This window comes from uncultured Aliiroseovarius sp., from assembly GCF_947497285.1.
Taxonomy (GTDB): domain Bacteria; phylum Pseudomonadota; class Alphaproteobacteria; order Rhodobacterales; family Rhodobacteraceae; genus Aliiroseovarius.
The window spans coordinates 202,235-220,446 of record NZ_CANMFT010000001.1; the positions used below are offsets into that span (position 1 = coordinate 202,235).

General features: G+C 58.4%; 13 protein-coding genes. 6 read left to right on the forward strand and 7 right to left on the reverse strand.

The features are described from left to right. Nucleotide 1 precedes the first annotated feature (1 nt). A complete protein-coding gene (gene glpD / locus Q0864_RS01000) occupies nucleotides 2-1,585 on the reverse strand; it encodes a glycerol-3-phosphate dehydrogenase (protein WP_298565296.1) in 1,584 nt (527 codons plus the stop codon). 120 nt (nucleotides 1,586-1,705) lie between these two features. Here glpD and Q0864_RS01005 point away from each other — a divergent pair, with 120 nt between their 5' ends. The 3 genes from Q0864_RS01005 (at nucleotide 1,706) to Q0864_RS01015 (ending at nucleotide 5,255) form a co-directional block, all read left to right on the forward strand. Continuing rightward, on the forward strand, nucleotides 1,706-2,464 hold the full coding sequence (locus Q0864_RS01005) for a DeoR/GlpR family DNA-binding transcription regulator (protein WP_298565299.1): 759 nt from the start codon (nucleotides 1,706-1,708) through the stop codon (nucleotides 2,462-2,464). Between the two features lie 95 nt (nucleotides 2,465-2,559). Beyond that, nucleotides 2,560-3,018 carry a (2Fe-2S)-binding protein gene (locus tag Q0864_RS01010; RefSeq protein WP_298565300.1) on the forward strand — a complete coding sequence of 153 codons (459 nt, stop codon included), beginning with the start codon at nucleotides 2,560-2,562 and terminating at the stop codon, nucleotides 3,016-3,018. Between the two features lie 2 nt (nucleotides 3,019-3,020). After that, nucleotides 3,021-5,255, forward strand: a complete 2,235-nt coding sequence (locus tag Q0864_RS01015; RefSeq protein ID WP_298565302.1) for a molybdopterin cofactor-binding domain-containing protein — start codon at nucleotides 3,021-3,023, stop codon at nucleotides 5,253-5,255. Nucleotides 5,256-5,318: 63 nt separating this feature from the next. Here the strand turns inward: Q0864_RS01015 and uvrB are convergent, their stop codons facing one another. Then, nucleotides 5,319-7,493 (reverse strand): excinuclease ABC subunit UvrB, encoded by a 2,175-nt coding sequence (uvrB, locus tag Q0864_RS01020; protein ID WP_298565305.1) that lies wholly within the window; start codon nucleotides 7,491-7,493, stop codon nucleotides 5,319-5,321. A gap of 575 nt (nucleotides 7,494-8,068) precedes the next feature. Between uvrB and Q0864_RS01025 the strand changes: the two genes are divergently transcribed. Then, on the forward strand, nucleotides 8,069-8,380 hold the full coding sequence (locus Q0864_RS01025) for an ETC complex I subunit (RefSeq protein ID WP_298565307.1): 312 nt from the start codon (nucleotides 8,069-8,071) through the stop codon (nucleotides 8,378-8,380). Between the two features lie 63 nt (nucleotides 8,381-8,443). On the opposite strand, the gene Q0864_RS01030 is transcribed toward Q0864_RS01025, so the two are convergent. Then, nucleotides 8,444-9,202 carry an alpha/beta fold hydrolase gene (locus Q0864_RS01030; protein WP_298565309.1) on the reverse strand — a complete coding sequence of 253 codons (759 nt, stop codon included), beginning with the start codon at nucleotides 9,200-9,202 and terminating at the stop codon, nucleotides 8,444-8,446. A gap of 123 nt (nucleotides 9,203-9,325) precedes the next feature. On the opposite strand from Q0864_RS01030, the gene Q0864_RS01035 reads away from it, so the two are divergent. Next, nucleotides 9,326-9,688 (forward strand): hypothetical protein, encoded by a 363-nt coding sequence (locus tag Q0864_RS01035; RefSeq protein WP_298565312.1) that lies wholly within the window; start codon nucleotides 9,326-9,328, stop codon nucleotides 9,686-9,688. A 158-nt stretch (nucleotides 9,689-9,846) separates the two neighbouring features. Here the strand turns inward: Q0864_RS01035 and glyA are convergent, their stop codons facing one another. Then, nucleotides 9,847-11,139, reverse strand: a complete 1,293-nt coding sequence (glyA, locus tag Q0864_RS01040; RefSeq protein WP_298565315.1) for a serine hydroxymethyltransferase — start codon at nucleotides 11,137-11,139, stop codon at nucleotides 9,847-9,849. A 169-nt stretch (nucleotides 11,140-11,308) separates the two neighbouring features. Here glyA and Q0864_RS01045 point away from each other — a divergent pair, with 169 nt between their 5' ends. Continuing rightward, nucleotides 11,309-12,070: an NAD kinase gene (locus Q0864_RS01045; RefSeq protein WP_298565318.1), complete on the forward strand. Its 762-nt coding sequence runs from the start codon at nucleotides 11,309-11,311 to the stop codon at nucleotides 12,068-12,070. An 8-nt stretch (nucleotides 12,071-12,078) separates the two neighbouring features. On the opposite strand, the gene Q0864_RS01050 is transcribed toward Q0864_RS01045, so the two are convergent. From Q0864_RS01050 to Q0864_RS01060, 3 genes are all read right to left on the reverse strand, one after another. Beyond that, nucleotides 12,079-13,563, reverse strand: a complete 1,485-nt coding sequence (locus Q0864_RS01050) for a sigma-54 dependent transcriptional regulator (RefSeq protein WP_298565319.1) — start codon at nucleotides 13,561-13,563, stop codon at nucleotides 12,079-12,081. A 141-nt stretch (nucleotides 13,564-13,704) separates the two neighbouring features. Continuing rightward, a complete protein-coding gene (locus Q0864_RS01055) occupies nucleotides 13,705-15,591 on the reverse strand; it encodes a propionyl-CoA synthetase (RefSeq protein ID WP_298565321.1) in 1,887 nt (628 codons plus the stop codon). A gap of 232 nt (nucleotides 15,592-15,823) precedes the next feature. Next, nucleotides 15,824-18,097, reverse strand: a complete 2,274-nt coding sequence (locus Q0864_RS01060; protein WP_298565324.1) for an NADP-dependent malic enzyme — start codon at nucleotides 18,095-18,097, stop codon at nucleotides 15,824-15,826. Between the last annotated feature and the right edge of the window lie 115 nt (nucleotides 18,098-18,212).

The window sequence follows — 18,212 nt, forward strand, 5'->3', positions numbered from 1 at the left end:
TCTATGTGCTGGCGGATGGCGCCGCCATCCAGTGCTCCAACGCAGTCACTTCGGCGGCGGACATGCGAAGGCCCAGTTTGCTACGGCGCCACAGGATGTCTTCAGCGGTCTGCGCGAACTCCTCTGCCTTCAGCCACTTAACTTCCCGCTCCGTCAGGGTTGCCCCGAAATCTATGCCAAGCTCTTCCTTGGATTGGGCGCGGCCAAGCACGGTCCAGGCTTCGGTTCCATAGGCCCGGATCAGTCGTGCAGCCCAGCGGTCTGTCAGGAATGGATAGTCGGACTTGAGCCGCTGGAGGAGCGCTTCGACCCCGTCAACTGGGAAATCACCACCGGGAAGTGCGACACCAGAGGTCCAGGTCGCTGTAGGCTTCGCCAGATTGGGCGCAAGTTTGGCAAGCACGTTTTCTGCAAGCCGCCTGTAGGTGGTGATTTTTCCGCCAAAGATGTTGAGCACGGGTGCCCCGCCCTCTGCATTGATCTTCAGCACATATTCCCGCGTCGCGGCTGTTGCTGAACTTGCCCCGTCGTCAAACAGTGGGCGCACGCCAGAATAGGACCAAACCACATCTTGCCGGGTGATCGGGTCGCGGAAATACTGGTTGGCGAAGTCGATCAGGTATTGCTGTTCGTCCTCGGTGCAGACGGGTCGCGTGTCAGGGTTTTCATGCGGCGCATCGGTGGTGCCGATCAGGGTGAAATCAGTCTCATACGGGATCGCGAAAATGATCCGACCATCTTCGCCCTGAAAGAAATAGGCCTTGCCATGATCAAACAGCTTGGGCGTCACGATATGCGATCCGCGCACCAACATGACACGATCCTGAGAGGTGATATCCAGAACGTCTTCGATCATGTCGCCAACCCAAGGCCCAGCGGCGTTGATCAAGATCCTTGCCTTGTGATGCGTGGTTCTTCCGTTTTCGGTATCTTTCGTTTCTATGTCCCAGTGGTCAGCCCGGCGGGTGGTGCGTATGACCTGCGTGCGGGGTAAAATGCATGCGCCGCGTGCCACAGCATCGCGGGCGTTGAGCACGACAAGCCGCGCGTCCTCGACCCAGCAATCAGAGTATTCATAGGCGCGTTCAAACTTCGTCTTCAGGGGCGCGCCTTCAGGTGTGTCGCGAAGAGACAGAGTGGTGGTGCCCGGCAGGATCTTGCGACCCCCCAGATGATCATACATGAACAATCCCAGTCGGATCAGCCACGCTGGCCGGCGGCCTTTCATCCAAGGCAGCGCAAATGACAGAAGTTTCGAGACGGGTGTGTCAGACTCAAACCGCATATCTTTATGATATGGAAGAACAAACCTCATCGGCCAACTGATGTGCGGCATGGCACGCAGAAGCGTTTCACGTTCGGTCAGCGCTTCGCGCACCAGCCGGACTTCAAGATACTCAAGATACCGAAGTCCGCCGTGAAAGAGCTTTGTCGAAGATGACGACGTGGCCCAGCCGAGGTCGTTCATCTCGGCCAGCGTGACGCTCAACCCACGTCCCGCGGCATCGCGCGCAATTCCGCAGCCGTTAATGCCACCACCGATGATGAAGATATCGCTGATCGACTTTTTGGCCATGTCAGGCATGGGTCGCCCCGCTCGGAAAACGTCATCTGAGTTATGCGCCGATTCCCACAAGAAAGAAAGGAAAAGACTTTCGTTACTGTTCGTTTTGGCGCAACCTGCAACCGTCTGTAAGGAGCGACCATGTCCCAAACGCTGCGCATTCCCGAGATTCTTGAATTGGCCAGGCGCGACGGGAAGGTCTCTGTTGTTGGGTTGGCTGCGCATTTTGGCGTCACCTTGCAAACCATCCGGCGCGATCTGAACGACCTTGCTTTGGACGGGCGACTGAAGCGTGTGCATGGTGGTGCGATCTTGCCCTCAGGCGTCGCTAATATCGCCTACGAAGAGAGGCGCGCGCTGAACCAGACTGGCAAGTCGCGCATCGCCCGTGCGGTGGCGCGGCTCATCCCGAATGACTGCGCCCTTTTTCTGAATATCGGCACCACAACCGAGGCCGTTGCGGCCGCGCTGATCCATCACCAAAAGCTGTTTGTGGTCACCAACAACACCAATGTCGCGCAGATTCTGTCCGCCAACCCAGACTGCCAGGTGGTCGTGACAGGGGGGGTAAGGCGGCCTGCCGATGGTGGATTGGTCGGCGAACTGGCGGCGCGACTGGTGCGCGATTTCAAGTTTGATTATGCGGTGATCGGGTGTTCGGCGCTGGATGCCGACGGGGATGTGCTCGACTACGACTTGCAAGAGGTCGTGGTCAGTCAGGCGGCGCTGTGTCAGGCGCAGCAAGCGATCGTTGTGTGCGACCACACCAAACTGGCGCGCGCGGCCCCTGCGCGGATCGCGTCGCTGAGCGATCTGGATCTGGTTGTGACGGACACCGACCTGCCCGAAACGCTCAAGCGCAGGTGCAAAGACTGGCGCACCGAAATCATGGTTGCGTGAGAGAAGTTTATGTGGTCACTATTTATGACTGGCGGTCAGTTAGTGGCGCAACCTGACATCACGCGTCCCCCTGAAGCAGATCAAAGAAGCACGCAATGAAGCTTTCAGTGAACGGCACAATTCATGAACTGGCAGTCGAAGATGACATGCCACTTCTTTGGGTTTTACGCGACGAGCTGGGCTTGGATGGGCCAAAATATGGCTGCGGTGTCGCAGTCTGTGGCGCCTGCGCGGTGCATGTAGATGGCGTCGCGGTCCTGTCATGCCAAGTTCTTGCCGCTGACGTGGAAGGTTCGGTTACGACAATCGAAGGGTTGGGCGATCTTGCCGAAATGCAAGCTGTTCAAGCTGCATGGCTTGAACATCAGGTCGCGCAGTGTGGGTATTGCCAAAGCGGGCAGATGATACAGGCGGCAGAGCTTCTGGCAAATACAACGTCACCAACGGACGCCGATATTGACGAAGCCATGTCCGGAATTCTGTGTCGCTGCGGCACCTATCCACGTATCCGCGCGGCCGTCAAAACGGCGGCGCAAAACCTGAAGGGGGCGTGATCGTGGGACGTGCTGGAACCATCGCCCGTCGCTCTTTCCTTGTCGGGTCGACCGCGATTTTGGGTGGGGTGGCATTTGGATTCTATAAATACAATCAACCGTTGGAAAACCCGCTTCTTGACACGCTGGCCGAGGGTGAGGCGGCGCTGACGCCTTATGTCTTGATCGACGCGGAAGGGATCACCCTGATCACACCGCGCGCGGATATGGGGCAGGGGGCGTATTCCGTTCAGGCGGCTTTGATCGCCGAGGAACTGGATGTCGATCTGAACCAGATCAAGGTTGATCCCGGCCCGCCCTCAAAGGCCTATTATAATACTGCCCTTGCGAACGATGCCGTCCCGTTCCCATCGACCAACCAAAGTGCTGCGGCCAACACCATGCGCGGGACCGTCGATTTGGTGATGAAGCTGATGGGCGTCCAACTCACCGGTGGTTCGACCACCGTGCCTGATGGGTATGAGAAGCTGCGCGTCGCAGGGGCCGTTGCGCGCGAGACATTGAAAGCCGCTGCCGCCGAACAAACGGGTCTGGCCACCACTCAACTGAAAACCGAACGCGGCGCGGTCGTGCTGCCGAACGGCAAGCGCATTCCCTATCAGGCGCTGGCTGCCAAGGCCGCCGAGATCAAGCCCGTTACAGATGTGGTGCTGCGCCCGTCAACCCAATGGCGGCTGGTGGGCAAGCCCATGCAGCGCGTTGATATGGCGGCGAAAACCACCGGCACGCAAAGCTATGGGATCGATATGCGGATGGAGGGCATGGTTCATGCCGCCATCCGGCTAAACCCGCGCAAGGGTGGCGAGGTCATCAGCTTTGACGCCAGCGAAACTGAAGGGATGCGCGGTGTGCAAAAGGTTATCCCCGTCACCGGAGGGGTGGGCGTGATTGCCGACAACACATGGCGCGCCTTTCAGGCTGTGGATGCGATCGACGTGGAATGGGGTGACGCGCCATATCCTGCCGAACAGGACCAGCATTGGCAGGTTCTTGCAGACACGCTGGACAGCGGCGATCAAGATGCCCGACCACGCGACGATGGTGATGTGGACAGCATACCCATGACGATCAAGGCTGAATACCGCGCGCCCTATGTGGCGCATGCACCGCTGGAGCCGCTGAATGCCACGGTTCGGGTCACAAGCACCCGCGTTGATGTCTGGACCGGAAACCAGATCCCACGCATGACACAGGCCAATGTTGCCAAGATCACAGGTGTGCCAGTCGATAATGTGCATGTGCATATCCTGATGATGGGCGGCAGTTTTGGGCACCGGCTTGAAGATGACGTTGTGAAACGCTGTGCAGAGCTGGCGATGGCCTTGCCGGGCACGCCGGTCAAGCTGACATTCAAGCGCGAAGAGGACACCGCCCAGGACTTCACCCGCCCCATTGCGCTGATGCGGGGCCGCGGGTCAGTTGAGGCGGGGCACGTAACGTCGATGGATATTCGCGTCGCGTCTCCGTCGATCTTGGACAGCCAGATGGGCGAGCGGCAGGGCATGGGTTTGCCGGGGCCGGATGCGACCATCACACAGGCGCTTTGGGATCAGCCCTACGCGATTCCGCACTATCGCGTGACGGGCTACCGGTCGCCAAAGTTGGGCCCGGTCAGTTCGTGGCGGTCAGTCGGGGCGTCGCAAAACGGGTTCTTTCACGAGAATTTCCTGAACGCTTTGATCCACGAGGCTGGGGCCGACCCGGTCGAGGAGCGCCTCCGCCTTATGACGGATGAGCCGTCGCGCAAAACACTTGAGGCCGTAGCCGAGATGTCAGGTTGGGGCGGCGCGCTGGGCGCAAACAAAGCCCGCGGCGTAGCCTTCTGCCTGTCCTTCGGCACCCCCTGCGCGCAGATTATCGAGATCACCAATGGCGAGGATGGCATCAAGCTGGACAAAGTCTGGGTCGCCGCCGAAGTCGGCCGCGTCATTGATCCGGTGAATTTCGAGAACTTGGTGCAGGGCGGCGTGATCTGGGGGCTTGGCCACGCGATCAACAGTCAGATCACCTATTCCGACGGCATGGCCGAGCAAGACAACTACTACGATTTCGAAGGTTTGCGCATTTATCAAACCCCCGAAATTATGGTGCGTGGCTTGGAGAACCGTGACCACGTCACAGGGGTGGGCGAACCGCCCGTGCCACCAGCCGCGCCCGCCTTGGCCGAGGCGATTTTTCAAGCCACCGGCACCCGCCCGACCGAGATGCCATTTGCCAATAGTTTCACTTTCGTCTGACCGCCTAGCCACCACTCACGAGGTCAGACCCAGCGCGCCCGTCAGAAATGGCGGGCGCGTTTTTTATCCGCCACGCCCTTTGCGACCCGCCCGCTGTCCCGGTTTGCCAGCCGTCGAACGCCCCTTTGTCTTGGTCGCCGCTTCCCCGGCCGCCTCGATCGCGGATTGCCGCGCCAAAGGGTCGTCCGCCACGGCCAGCTCCACGGCCTCCAACCGGTGCACCTCGTCACGCAGGCGGGCGGCCTCTTCGAATTCGAGGTTCTCGGCGGCTTTGCGCATATCGGCCTTCAGGCTGTCCAGATGCGCGGCCAGATTGTCGCCGATCAGCGGTTTTTCGATGGTCGCCGTGACGCGCGACATATCGGTGTCACCTGAATAAAGACCCGACAGCACGTCATCGACGTTCTTCTTCACCGTCTCAGGGGTGATCCCGTGTTCAAGGTTATAAGCCTTTTGCTTTTCGCGCCGCCGTTCGGTTTCCTTCAACGCGCGCTCCATCGAGCCGGTGATCCGGTCGGCATACATGATGACGCGGCCCTCGGCATTTCGGGCAGCGCGGCCGATGGTCTGAACCAGTGAGGTCTCGGACCGCAGGAACCCTTCTTTGTCGGCATCCAGAATGGCGACCAGACCACATTCGGGGATGTCCAGCCCTTCGCGCAGCAAGTTGATGCCGACCAGAACGTCAAACGCCCCAAGGCGCAGATCACGCAGGATTTCGATCCGTTCGAGCGTGTCGATGTCCGAGTGCATGTAGCGCACGCGGATGCCCTGTTCGTGCAGGTATTCGGTCAGGTCTTCGGCCATGCGCTTGGTCAGCGTTGTGACCAGCGTGCGCATGCCGCGTGCGGCGACTTTGCGCACTTCGTCCAGCAAATCGTCAACCTGCATGTCGACCGGGCGGATTTCGACCTCTGGGTCAATAAGGCCGGTGGGGCGGATCACCTGCTCGGCAAACACGCCGCCGGTCTGCTCAAGCTCCCAACTGCTGGGCGTGGCGGACACGAACACCGATTGCGGGCGCATTGCGTCCCATTCCTCAAACTTGAGCGGTCGGTTGTCCATGCAACTGGGCAAGCGGAACCCGTGTTCGGCCAAAGTGAACTTGCGCCGGTAGTCGCCACGATACATGCCGCCGATTTGCGGCACGGATACGTGGCTTTCATCCGCAAATACGATCGCATTGTCGGGGATGTATTCAAACAGGGTGGGCGGCGGTTCGCCCGGCGCGCGACCGGTCAAGTAGCGTGAATAGTTTTCAATGCCGCTGCAGAACCCGGCGGCCTCCAGCATCTCGAGGTCAAACTTGGTGCGTTGTTCAAGCCGCTGCGCTTCTAGCAGCTTGCCCTCTTCTTCGAACTGGATCAGGCGCACGGCAAGCTCTTGTTTGATGCTTTGGATCGCCTGTTTCAGGGTCGGCGTCGGCGTCACATAATGCGAGTTTGCATAGACGCGCACCTTTTCCAGCGTGTCTGTCTTGGCCCCGGTCAATGTGTCAAACTCGGTGATGCCTTCCAGTTCTTCGCCAAAGAAAGACAGGCGCCAGCCGCGATCCTCAAGGTGGCTGGGCCAGATTTCCAGACTGTCGCCGCGCACCCGGAATGACCCGCGCTGGAAGGCGTTGTCATTGCGCTTGTATTGCTGTGCCACCAAATCGCGCATGATGGATCGCTGATCGTATTCCTTGCCGACCGTGATGTCTTGCGTCATGGCGGTATAGGTTTCCGGCGAGCCGATGCCGTAGATACAGGACACCGAGGCCACAATGATCACATCGTCCCGTTCCAGAAGGGCGCGGGTGGCCGAGTGGCGCATCCGGTCGATTTGTTCGTTGATCTGGCTTTCCTTCTCAATGAAGGTATCGGACCGCGCCACATAGGCTTCTGGCTGATAATAGTCGTAATAGCTGACGAAGTATTCGACCGCGTTGTCAGGGAAATACCCCTTCATTTCACCATAAAGCTGGGCTGCGAGCGTTTTGTTCGGGGCCAGAATGATCGCAGGGCGCTGCGTTTCTTCGATGATCTTGGCCATGGTGAAGGTCTTGCCCGTGCCGGTCGCCCCCAAAAGCACCTGATCACGTTCACCAGTTTCCAGCCCGCCGACAAGTTCTGCGATTGCCGTGGGTTGGTCGCCTGCGGGCTGGAAGGGTGTGTGCATGACAAATCGCTTGCCGCCCTCAAGCTTGGGGCGGGCCGTCGGGGCGAGGGTCGGGCTGGTCAACGGGCTGTGGGTCATGCGAATCCTTCCGCGCTTAAGAATGGTCACATTTTGTTCTTCTTCAAGGGGTAAGGAATACTTTACCCTTTTCTCCCCATAATTGGCGAGTTGAGCGCACAGGGCCTTTCTAGGACACTGACTCTCAACGCCGCAAATGACAGACAGTGTCAGGCGAACCAAATAACAACCAAGAGTTGTTGGCGGATGAAGCGACAAATTTACGTCGCTATCACTGCTTTTTGGTAAGCATCTATTAATAAATAAAAATAATGGAAAGAAGTTCGCGCTGCATTTGAAAAAATGCAACTAAAAGTGTTTTTAGGTATTGCGACGGCTGATCATTCTCGCTAGGTTCATCAAGCAAGCAGCAGAATGGACTGTCGGTGGCGGCGAAACACCCACCCCACCCCTCGCTCCCTCGCCGGTTACCGGCAGTCTTTCTGCACTTCCCCCCAGCCAACGCATCTTTCTGCACCCGACACGGCGTGCCTAGGCTTCAATTCTGTGCAGCAATGTTGCTTTGCTGTTGAATTGAGCTTGAAAAGCTAAGCGCCATGCCGGATAAACTGCGCAGTCTTTGAAGGAGAAGCAGGATGCCTGCCCGTATCTATCAACCCGCTCGCAACGCCATGTCCTCTGGTATGGGAAAGACCAAAACCTGGGTGCTGGAATTTGCGGCAAACGAGCCGCGCGATATCGATCCTTTGATGGGGTGGACAGGGTCGTCGGACACACAAAGTCAGGTTCGGCTGAAGTTCGACAGCAAGGACGCGGCGCTGGCCTATGCGAAAGAACATGGGATCATGGCGACTGTGCAGGACCCACACAAACGCAAACCGAATATCCGACCCGGTGGATATGGCGATAATTTCGCAACCAACCGCCGCGGTCCCTGGACCCACTAAGACCCCTAACAGTGGCCAATACAGTCAGCCTCGCGTCTTTCGCGGGGCTTTTTGTTTTGGTCTTCAGGTGTTCAAAAGATTGCGCACGGCCGCTTCGAATTCGCGGGGTTTTTCGGCATGAAGCCAGTGCCCTGCCTTTGGAATCTTGGCCAGCTTCGCGTTCGGAAAATGGGCTTTGATAAGCGGGCGATGTTCCGTTTTGACATAGTCCGACAAAGCGCCCGACAGAAAGAGCGTCGGGCCATCAAACCCTCCCGTGACATCGGGAAAGCCTACAATCTGATCCATGTCGCGCTCTAGCACGTCAAGGTTCAGCCGCCAGCGCCGCTCTTTTACATCAAGGGACTGGAGCAGAAAGGCGCGCACCGATGCCTCGTCCAAAACCGATGCAAGCTGACGATCCGCGTCGCCACGTGTGTTGACCAAAGACAGATCAATGCTGCGCATTGCCGCAATCATCCGTTGCTGGTCGTGGGTATAGGCCACTGGGGCGATGTCGGCGACCAAAAGACGGCGCACCATTGAGGGATGGTTCAGCGCCAGCACCATCGAAGCCTTGCCCCCCATCGAATGTCCAATCACGTCGGCTTCGCCACCTGTCGAGGCAACGACCTGCGCCAGATCATCTGCCATATCGGCGTAGTTGTGCGATGTGGTCCATGGGCTGGCGCCATGGTTGCGCATGTCAACGGTCACGACACGCCGGGTGTCTGCCAGGCGTTTCGCGATCACGCCCCAGTTGCGGCCAGACCCAAAAAGGCCATGTGCAATCAAGATGGGCGGGTGGCGATCATCATCGCCAAATGACTGAGTTTCAAGCATGTGTTTTCATAACGCGGGTGAACGCAGGCTTGAACCCCTTTTTCACACCACATCTCGCTTCGCATCTTGGGCGTCCTTCGCTAGTGTCGGCACAATGATCAGGACGAATTTTTCGGAGGCCTCGTGGATTTACAGGCACGCACAGAACGGTTGGCACAGCTGCTGGAACACCGGCTGGACATCCGCGGGGCTGGGTTCGAGGTGAAGCTCAAAAGAGCTGGCCGTTTGTTGCCGCGCTATGTGCGGAAGGAAGGCGCTTTGTTGGTCGAAGCGCTGCGACAGGCGGCGCATCCGCGGCTGGCACGCAGGTTGGACATTGACAGGTTGTCGCGCGCGGCAGATGCGCTTGAACGCCATCTGCTTGATGTCGACCCTTGGGACAGACGGCGTGGCATTGCCGTGATGGGGGCGGCCAGCGTTCTGTTCAAGCTGCTGGTGGTTGCAGCATTGGCGCTTGGCGTGCTGTTCTGGCGCGATTATCTCTAGGCTGGTTGCAGAAAGCGATGTCGTGACAAGCCGGGATGCAACCGTTTTGTCGCGAGGATCAGCGCGCACCATCTGAGCTTGAGGTTTGTTGGAAAAATACAGCCCCAATCAGAAGACTGGGGCTGTAAACTATCAAAAAAGGTTCGAAAAGTGAAAACTCACAGGTTCGGATAAAGCGGGAAACGCGCGCAAAGATCTGCGACTTTTGCCCGAACCGCCTTTTCCACGTCTCCGTTGCCATCTGCCCCATTGGCGGCAAGCCCGTCGACGACCTCGACAATCATATCAGCGATCAGGCGGAACTCGTCTTCGCCAAAACCGCGGGTGGTGCCCGCCGGGGTGCCAAGGCGAATGCCCGAGGTTACAGTGGGCTTCTCCGGGTCAAACGGAATACCGTTCTTGTTACAGGTGATATGTGCGCGGCCCAAAGCTTTGTCGACGATGTTGCCGGTCACGCCTTTGGGGCGCAGGTCCACCAGCATCACGTGCGTGTCGGTGCCGCCGGTTACGATGTCCAGACCGCCCTTCATCAACTGATCAGCAAGAGCCACTGCATTGGCGCGGACCTGTTTCTGATAGGTCTTGAACTCAGGGCGCAAGGCTTCACCAAATGCCACGGCCTTGGCGGCGATCACGTGCATCAGCGGGCCGCCCTGAATGCCGGGGAAGATGGCCGAGTTGATCTTCTTGGCCAGATCTTCGCGATTGGTCAGGATCATCCCGCCACGTGGCCCGCGCAGGGTTTTGTGCGTTGTTGTGGTCGCCACATCGGCATAGGGGAAGGGCGAGGGGTGCTCGCCCGCTGCGACCAGCCCTGCAAAGTGGGCCATATCGACCAGCAGGAAGGCACCGACACTGTCGGCAATCTCGCGGAACTTCGCAAAGTCGATCTGACGTGGAATGGCCGACCCGCCTGCGATGATCAGTTTGGGCTGATGTTCCTTTGCCAGCGCCGCGACCTCGTCATAATCGATCAGGTTGTCTTGCTTGCGCACGCCATACTGCACGGCGTTGAACCACTTGCCCGATTGGTTCGGGGCCGCCCCATGGGTCAGGTGCCCGCCCGAGGCAAGGTTCATCCCAAGGATCGTATCGCCCGGCTGGATCATCGCCATGAACGCGCCCTGGTTCGCTTGACTGCCCGAATTCGGCTGCACATTGGCAAACTCGCATCCAAACAGTTCTTTGGCGCGATCAATCGCCAGCGTCTCGGCCACGTCCACATACTGGCAACCGCCATAATAGCGACGGCCCGGATAACCTTCGGCGTATTTGTTGGTCAGGACCGTGCCCTGCGCCTCCATCACGGCGGCGGACACGATGTTTTCCGAGGCAATCAGCTCGATCTCGTCGCGCTGGCGCCCCAGTTCATCAGTGATCGAGCCCCACAGCTCCGGGTCGCGGGTGGCGAGGGATTCGGTAAAAAAACCTTGGTCACGGGTGGCAGTCATGCGCGTAATCCTTGGGTTGGAAGCCAGATATCTGGATTTCCTATCGGAAACGCTGCGGATCGCAAAGACCGGAAAGCGACATCGGTGCGTAAAGACGCGGCAATTTCTGGCAACTTGGGGAAACATGTGTTTCTTTCGGAAACCAAGGGTCAGGGGCAGGAAACCAAATATGAGCCAGAAAATAGCATTTGTTGCCAGCGACGCGCCGATCGCACAGGACGCCCAGGCTGAATTGACGGCGCGCTATGACAACGTGGCCTGTGACAAGGCCGATGTTATCGTCGCCCTTGGCGGCGATGGGTTCATGCTGCAAACCTTGCACGACACGCAAGAGCTTTTGGCGCCGGTGTATGGCATGAACTGCGGCACGGTCGGGTTTCTGATGAACGAGTATTCGCCGGACAACCTGATCGAGCGGTTGATCGAAGCCGAAGAAGAGGTGATCAACCCCTTGGCCATGCGCGCAGAAAACGCAGATGGAGAGGTTCACCATGCGCTTGCGATCAACGAGGTCAGCCTGCTGCGCGCTGGTCCTCAAGCCGCGACTTTGCAGATCAGCGTCGACGGCCGGGTGCGGTTGGATGAGCTCGTCTGCGACGGCGCGCTGTTGAGCACGCCGGCGGGGTCGACCGCCTATAACTATTCGGCGCACGGCCCCATTTTGCCGATCGGGTCAGATGTCCTGGCCTTGACGGCCATGTCTGCCTTTCGTCCACGTCGTTGGCGCGGGGCGCTCTTGCCAAAGCAAGCGGTCGTGCGCTTTGATGTGCTTCAGCACAAGAAGCGCCCGGTGATGGCGGACGCGGATGGTCGGTCGTTTCCGAATGTCGTATCGGTGGAAATTCATTCCAAGGACGATATTTCCCACCGGATCCTGTTTGATCCTGGTCACGGGCTGGAAGAGCGTTTGATCCGCGAGCAATTCGTCTAGCCGCTGGCTTAGTGATCAAACCAGCTTTCGCGTTTGCGATAGATCGTCGATGGCGACACGCCCAGAACCTGCGCGGCTTTGGGGACAGATCCGCCTTCTGCGCGGATGGTGTCTTCGATTATGATCCGTTCAATCTCAGCCAAGCTGCGCCCGATCAGGTCAGGATGAGAGGACAGGTTGGGCGGCGTTTGCCCGGTCCAAGCCTGCCCGGCGGCGGCCTGAAAATCTGCCGGCAACATATCAATTGTTACCTGCTCTCCGTCATGCAGCAAGACCACGTTCCAGATCACGTTAATCAACTGTCGCACATTGCCAGGCCAAGGATGTGACAAAAGCAAGTTCATCGCGTCGGGTGCAAATCTGCGAAAACTTCGGTTTTCGTCCTGGGCGATCTGAACGAGCTTGGTGTTGGCAATGGCCACGATGTCCTGTCCACGATTGCGCAGTGCAGGAAGGGTGATTGGTACGACATGGAGCCTGAAATACAGGTCTTCACGCAACCGCCCGGCTTTGATTTCTGCCTGCGCATCGGACGTGGTAGCGCAGATGATACGGGTGTCGACTTTCAGGGGATGTGTTTCGCCCAATGGCAAAATCTCACCGGCTTCCAGAAACCGCATAAGCTGCTTCTGAACTCGCAGGTCGGTATGCGCGATTTCGTCCAGAAACAGAGTTCCGCCATCTGCAGCCTGTGCGGCACCGATCTTGTCGGCATGGGCTGCGGGAAATGCCCCGCGTTTGTGGCCAAATATCTCAGAGCCAAGCGTGTCTGGATCAAGCCGCGCGCAATCGACCACGACAAATTTGCCTTCCGCCCGGCCGCTTTCGGCATGGATGGCGCGCGCCAGAAGCTCTTTTCCAGTGCCCGTTTCGCCTTGGATGAACACAGGTGCGACCGAGACCGAAACTGCATTCAAGGCCTTCAGGACGGGCTCCATTGCGATATCGGACAGGATCATCCCGTGTTTGATGTTGTGTCCCGCAAATCTTGTTGGAGCCTTGTCGTCGTCGTCGGGTGTTTCGGACGAATGACCGCGCGCGCGCCTCTGCGGGGCTATCGCACCAGCGTTGCGAAGCGTTGCTGTCACGGTCTTTCGCAACCGTTCCTGGGTGAAAGGAAAGAAAAGGCAATCGACCGCGCCAAGTCGCATCGCCTCGGCCGCGTCGTTTATCTGATCGCTTTGCGAAATCGCCACAACCGCAGTTTCGGGCGCTCGTTTGCGAAGGTCCGACAACAACTGCAATGTGCTTTTCTTGCCGATCGTCAGGGACAGCAGAACCAGATCAGGACAGTCGCGGGCCACGCTTTTCGCGGCTTCGGTCAGTGAAAAAGTATAGGTCGCGGTGCAGTGCAGGTCGTCAAAAAGCTGCTGTGGGAACTGGGCTTCCGTCGCAAGTGCGGTGACGATAAGGATCTTGCAGCGTGAATTTTCTGCCGAAACGAGCGCTTCTGGCACGCTGCGATCGTCGCGACCTTTACCTGTATCATTCATAAAAATTCACCTGACATAGGCCCAATCGCCGGAAATTGGCGCACCTGTAGATGTCTATACCCTCACCAACGCGAAAGACCAAAAAAAATCACCCCCGGTAATGTGCCCGGAGGTGACTGTCTTGAGCTGCGCCTGCCAGCGTCAGGAATACCCCAACCCTGCAAGCGCGTCCTTGATCTCGTCCAGAATGGCCGGGTCGTCGATGGTAGCAGGCATCTTGTAGTCCCTGCCGTCTGCAATCGACACCATGGTGGCACGCAAGATCTTGCCGGATCGTGTCTTGGGCAACCGATCCACAACCACGCAAAGCTTGAACGCAGCGACGGGGCCGATTTTCTCGCGCACCAGCTTGACGCATTCAGCGCTGACCTCATCATGTGGACGATCACAACCGGCGTTCAGGCAAATGAAACCCAACGGAAGTTGGCCTTTCAACTGGTCCGTGACGCCGATGACGGCGCATTCGGCCACGTCCGGGTGGCTGGCCAACACCTCTTCCATTCCGCCCGTAGACAGGCGGTGACCGGCGACGTTGATCACGTCATCGGTGCGCGCCATGATATACAGATAGCCGTCTTCGTCCTTGTAGCCCGCATCGCCGGTTTCGTAATAGCCGGGGAAGGTGGTCAGATAGCTTGATCTGAAACGATCTTCCGCGTTCCAAAGCGTTGGCAGCGTGCCCGGAGGCAGCGGCAGCTTGATAGCAATCGCGCCAAGTTCACCTGCCGCCATCGGATGCCCGCCTTCATCCAGAATTTGCACATCATATCCAGGCATTGGCACCGAAGGAGAGCCAAGCTTGACCGGAAGCTCCTCGATCCCAAGAGGGTTGGCAGCAATCGCATAGCCCGTTTCGGTTTGCCACCAGTGGTCGATCACGGGCACCTTCAGTTGATCTTGTGCCCAGACGATGGTGTCAGGGTCGGCACGCTCGCCGGCCAGATAAACCTGCTTGAGGCAGCTCAGGTCGTATTTCTTGACAAACTCGCCCTTGGGGTCTTCGCGTTTCACGGCACGAAAGGCGGTGGGGGCGGTGAAGAAGCTTTTGACGTTGTGCTCCGAGATCACCCGCCAGAAGGTGCCCGCGTCGGGGGTGCCGACGGGTTTGCCTTCGAACACGATGGTGGTGTTGCCATGCACCAGAGGCCCATAGGTGATATAGCTGTGGCCGACGACCCAACCCACATCTGACGCGGCCCAGAAGACATCGCCTGGATCCACGTTATAGATATTTTTCATGGTCCAGTTCAGCGCCACCAGATGCCCGCCGGTGTGACGGATAACGCCCTTGGGCTGACCTGTGGTGCCCGAAGTATAAAGAATATAGGCGGGGTGGTTGCCTTCGACCGGCAAACAATCGGCAGGTGTCGCAACCTCTTGCAAGGTATTCCAGTCATGGTCGCGCTCGTCGATCAGGTCTGCAGGGTTCTCTTCGCGCTGCAAGATCACTGTGAAGTCTGGTTTGTGGGTGGCGATGTCGATCGCCCCGTCCAACAGCGGTTTATAGGCGATGACGCGACCCGGTTCGATCCCGCAGGAGGCAGCAATGATTGCCTTGGGCTTGGCGTCATTGATCCGCACGGCCAGTTCGTTGGACGCAAAGCCACCAAACACGACCGAGTGAACCGCACCGATGCGCGTCACGGCCAGCATGGCGACCAGAGCTTCGGCAACCATCGGCATGTAAATGATGACGCGGTCGCCCTTCTGCACACCTTTGTCGCGCAGCCCGCCCGCCAATTTGGCGACACGCTCTTTCAGCTCTGCAAAAGTGATCTTGGACTGCCGCCCGGTGATCGGGCTGTCATAGATGATCGCGATCTGATCGCCGCGACCGTTTTCCACATGCCGGTCCACCGCATTGTAGCAAGTGTTCACCATGCCATCCGAGAACCATTCATAGAGCGGTGCGTTGTCGTCGAAAAGCGCCTTCGAAGGGGGTTTGTCCCAGCTGATCGCCTTCGCGGCGTCCATCCAGAAGCCTTCCGGGTCTGCCTGCCAAGCGGCGTAGACGTCATTGTATGCCATGGTGCACTTCCTCCAATTTCCCTCGTTGAAAGAGTTACGCGCCCAAGTTGGTTTGGGGCAAGCGCCACGTCGCCCTGCGCGGCAGTTTACCGCGAAAAATTTGCAGATGCGCTGGAAATAGCCTGCAAACTTTTGCAAACAGTAGTGTAATCTGCGCCAAAAGTTTGAAAAAGGCGAGATTTGCAAATCTGCAAACCTCGCCTTGCAAACTTTGACGGCCGAGATTCGCCCGTCAGCCGTAATGCGCGACCGGCGTGCCGGCGATGGCGGACATGTTCAAAAGCCCACGCGCCGTGATGGACGGGGTCACGATATGTGCCCGGTTGCCCATGCCCATCAGGATGGGCCCGACCTCAAGCCCGCCGCCTTTGACCTTCAGCGTATTGCGCACGGCGCTGGCTGCATCGGCGTTGGCAAAGACCAGCACGTTTGCCGGTCCAGCAAAGCGGGCATTCGGGAAGATGTGGTTGCGCAGGTCTTCGTCAAGGGCGGCGTCGACGTGCATCTCACCTTCATAGGCGAAGTCGCGCGGGGCGCTATCCAGAATTTCCAACGCGCCGCGCGTGCGCACACCGCTGTCACCGGCGTGATTGCCGAATTGAGAATAGCAACACAGCGCGATTTTCGGCTCGACCCCGAAACGACGCACGTGGCGTGCCGCCGCGCAGACCGTTTCGGCGATCTGATGAGCGGTCGGGATATTGTGAACATGTGTGTCGGCGATGAAAAGCGGGCCGTCTTGAAGGATCATCAAGCTAAGTGCACCAACCGGGTGCAGGGTCTCATCGCCCAAAATTTGCTGGATATAATTCAAATGCCACAAATATTGCCCGAAGGTGCCCGCGATCAGGCTGTCTGCATGGCCTTGTTGCACCATGATCGATCCGATGGCGGTGGTGTTCGTGCGCATGATGGCCTTTGCCAGATCAGGGGTCACACCGTGGCGTGCCATGATCTGGTGATAGGCGGTCCAGTATTCGCGATACCGATCATCACGCTCGGGGTTCACGATCTCGAAATCCTCGCCGGGTTTCAAAGACAGACCCGCACGTTTGCAGCGGCGCGCAATCACGTCCGGGCGACCGATCAGGATCGGTTTATCCGTGGTTTCTTCTAACATGGCGTTTGCAGCGCGCAGCACGCGTTCATCTTCCCCTTCGGCAAAGACGATGCGGCGTTCAGCGGTTGCAGCGGCCTCGAAGACAGGGCGCATGATCAAGGCGGAGCGGAAGACCGATCCGTCAAGTTGTTCCTTGTAGGCCTCAAGGTCTTCGACGGGGCGCATGGCGACCCCACTTTCCATTGCGGCCTTGGCGACGGCGCTGGCCACGACCCCCATCAGGCGCGGGTCAAAGGGCTTCGGAATAAGGTAATCCTCACCAAAGCTAAGCTGTTCGCCCTTGTAGGCGGCGGCCGCCTCCGCCGAGGTGGTGGCGCGCGCCAAGGCGGCGATGCCTTCGATGCACCCAAGCTGCATGGCGTCATTGATTTCCGTCGCGCCGACATCAAGTGCGCCGCGGAAAATGAATGGGAAACACAGGACATTGTTGACCTGATTGGGGAAATCTGACCGTCCCGTCGCGATGATCGCGTTTGGCGCGACCTTGCGCACCTCGTCGGGCATTATTTCGGGCGTCGGATTGGCCAGCGCAAAGACGATCGGGCGATCGGCCATCTTGGCGACCATCTCGCTTTTGAGCACGCCCGGCCCGGACAGGCCAAGAAACAGATCTGCCCCTTCGATCACATCGTCCAGTGTTGCGGGTGTGGTGCCTTGGGCATAGGCCGCCTTTTGCGGCGTCATATCTTCTTCGCGCCCTTCATGGACAAGGCCAGCGATGTCGCACAGCCAGACGTTCTCGCGTTTTACGCCAAGCTTCAAAAGCATGTTCAGGCACGCGATGCCGGCTGCCCCGCCACCCGTTGAAACAACCTTGATCTGGTCAAAGGATTTGCCCGCCACCTGCAGCGCATTTGTAGCGGCAGCGCCGACAACGATCGCCGTGCCGTGCTGGTCGTCATGGAAGACGGGGATGTTCATTTTCTCCCGGCAGATTTGTTCAACGATGAAACAATCGGGCGCCTTGATGTCTTCCAGATTGATCGCACCGAAGCTTGGCTCCATCGCACAAACGATTTCCGCTAACTTTTCCGGATCGCTTTGGTCCAGTTCGATGTCGAAGCAATCAATGTTGGCGAACTTCTTGAACAGCACCGCCTTACCTTCCATCACAGGCTTCGACGCAAGCGCTCCGATGTTGCCCAGCCCCAAGACTGCGGAGCCGTTCGTCACAACCGCAACCAAGTTGCCGCGTGCGGTAAAGCGGCTTGCCGCCGTTGGGTCCTTGGCGATTTCGGTGCAGGCTTCGGCCACCCCCGGCGAATAGGCAAGGCTAAGGTCGCGTCCGTTGGCCATGGGCTTCGTGGCGCGGATCTCCAGCTTGCCGGGCTTGGGGAATTCATGGTAATCCAAAGCCCGCTTTCGGGGGTAGTTGTCGTCGCTCACGATGGCCTCCTGATGAAAGTTTAGTCTTAAACTATCTTGCGCCGGACATACACCAATGGTGGCACGGCGATCAAGTCTGCTGGTGTATTCATAGCATGATCGTGCCGCAGTGCTT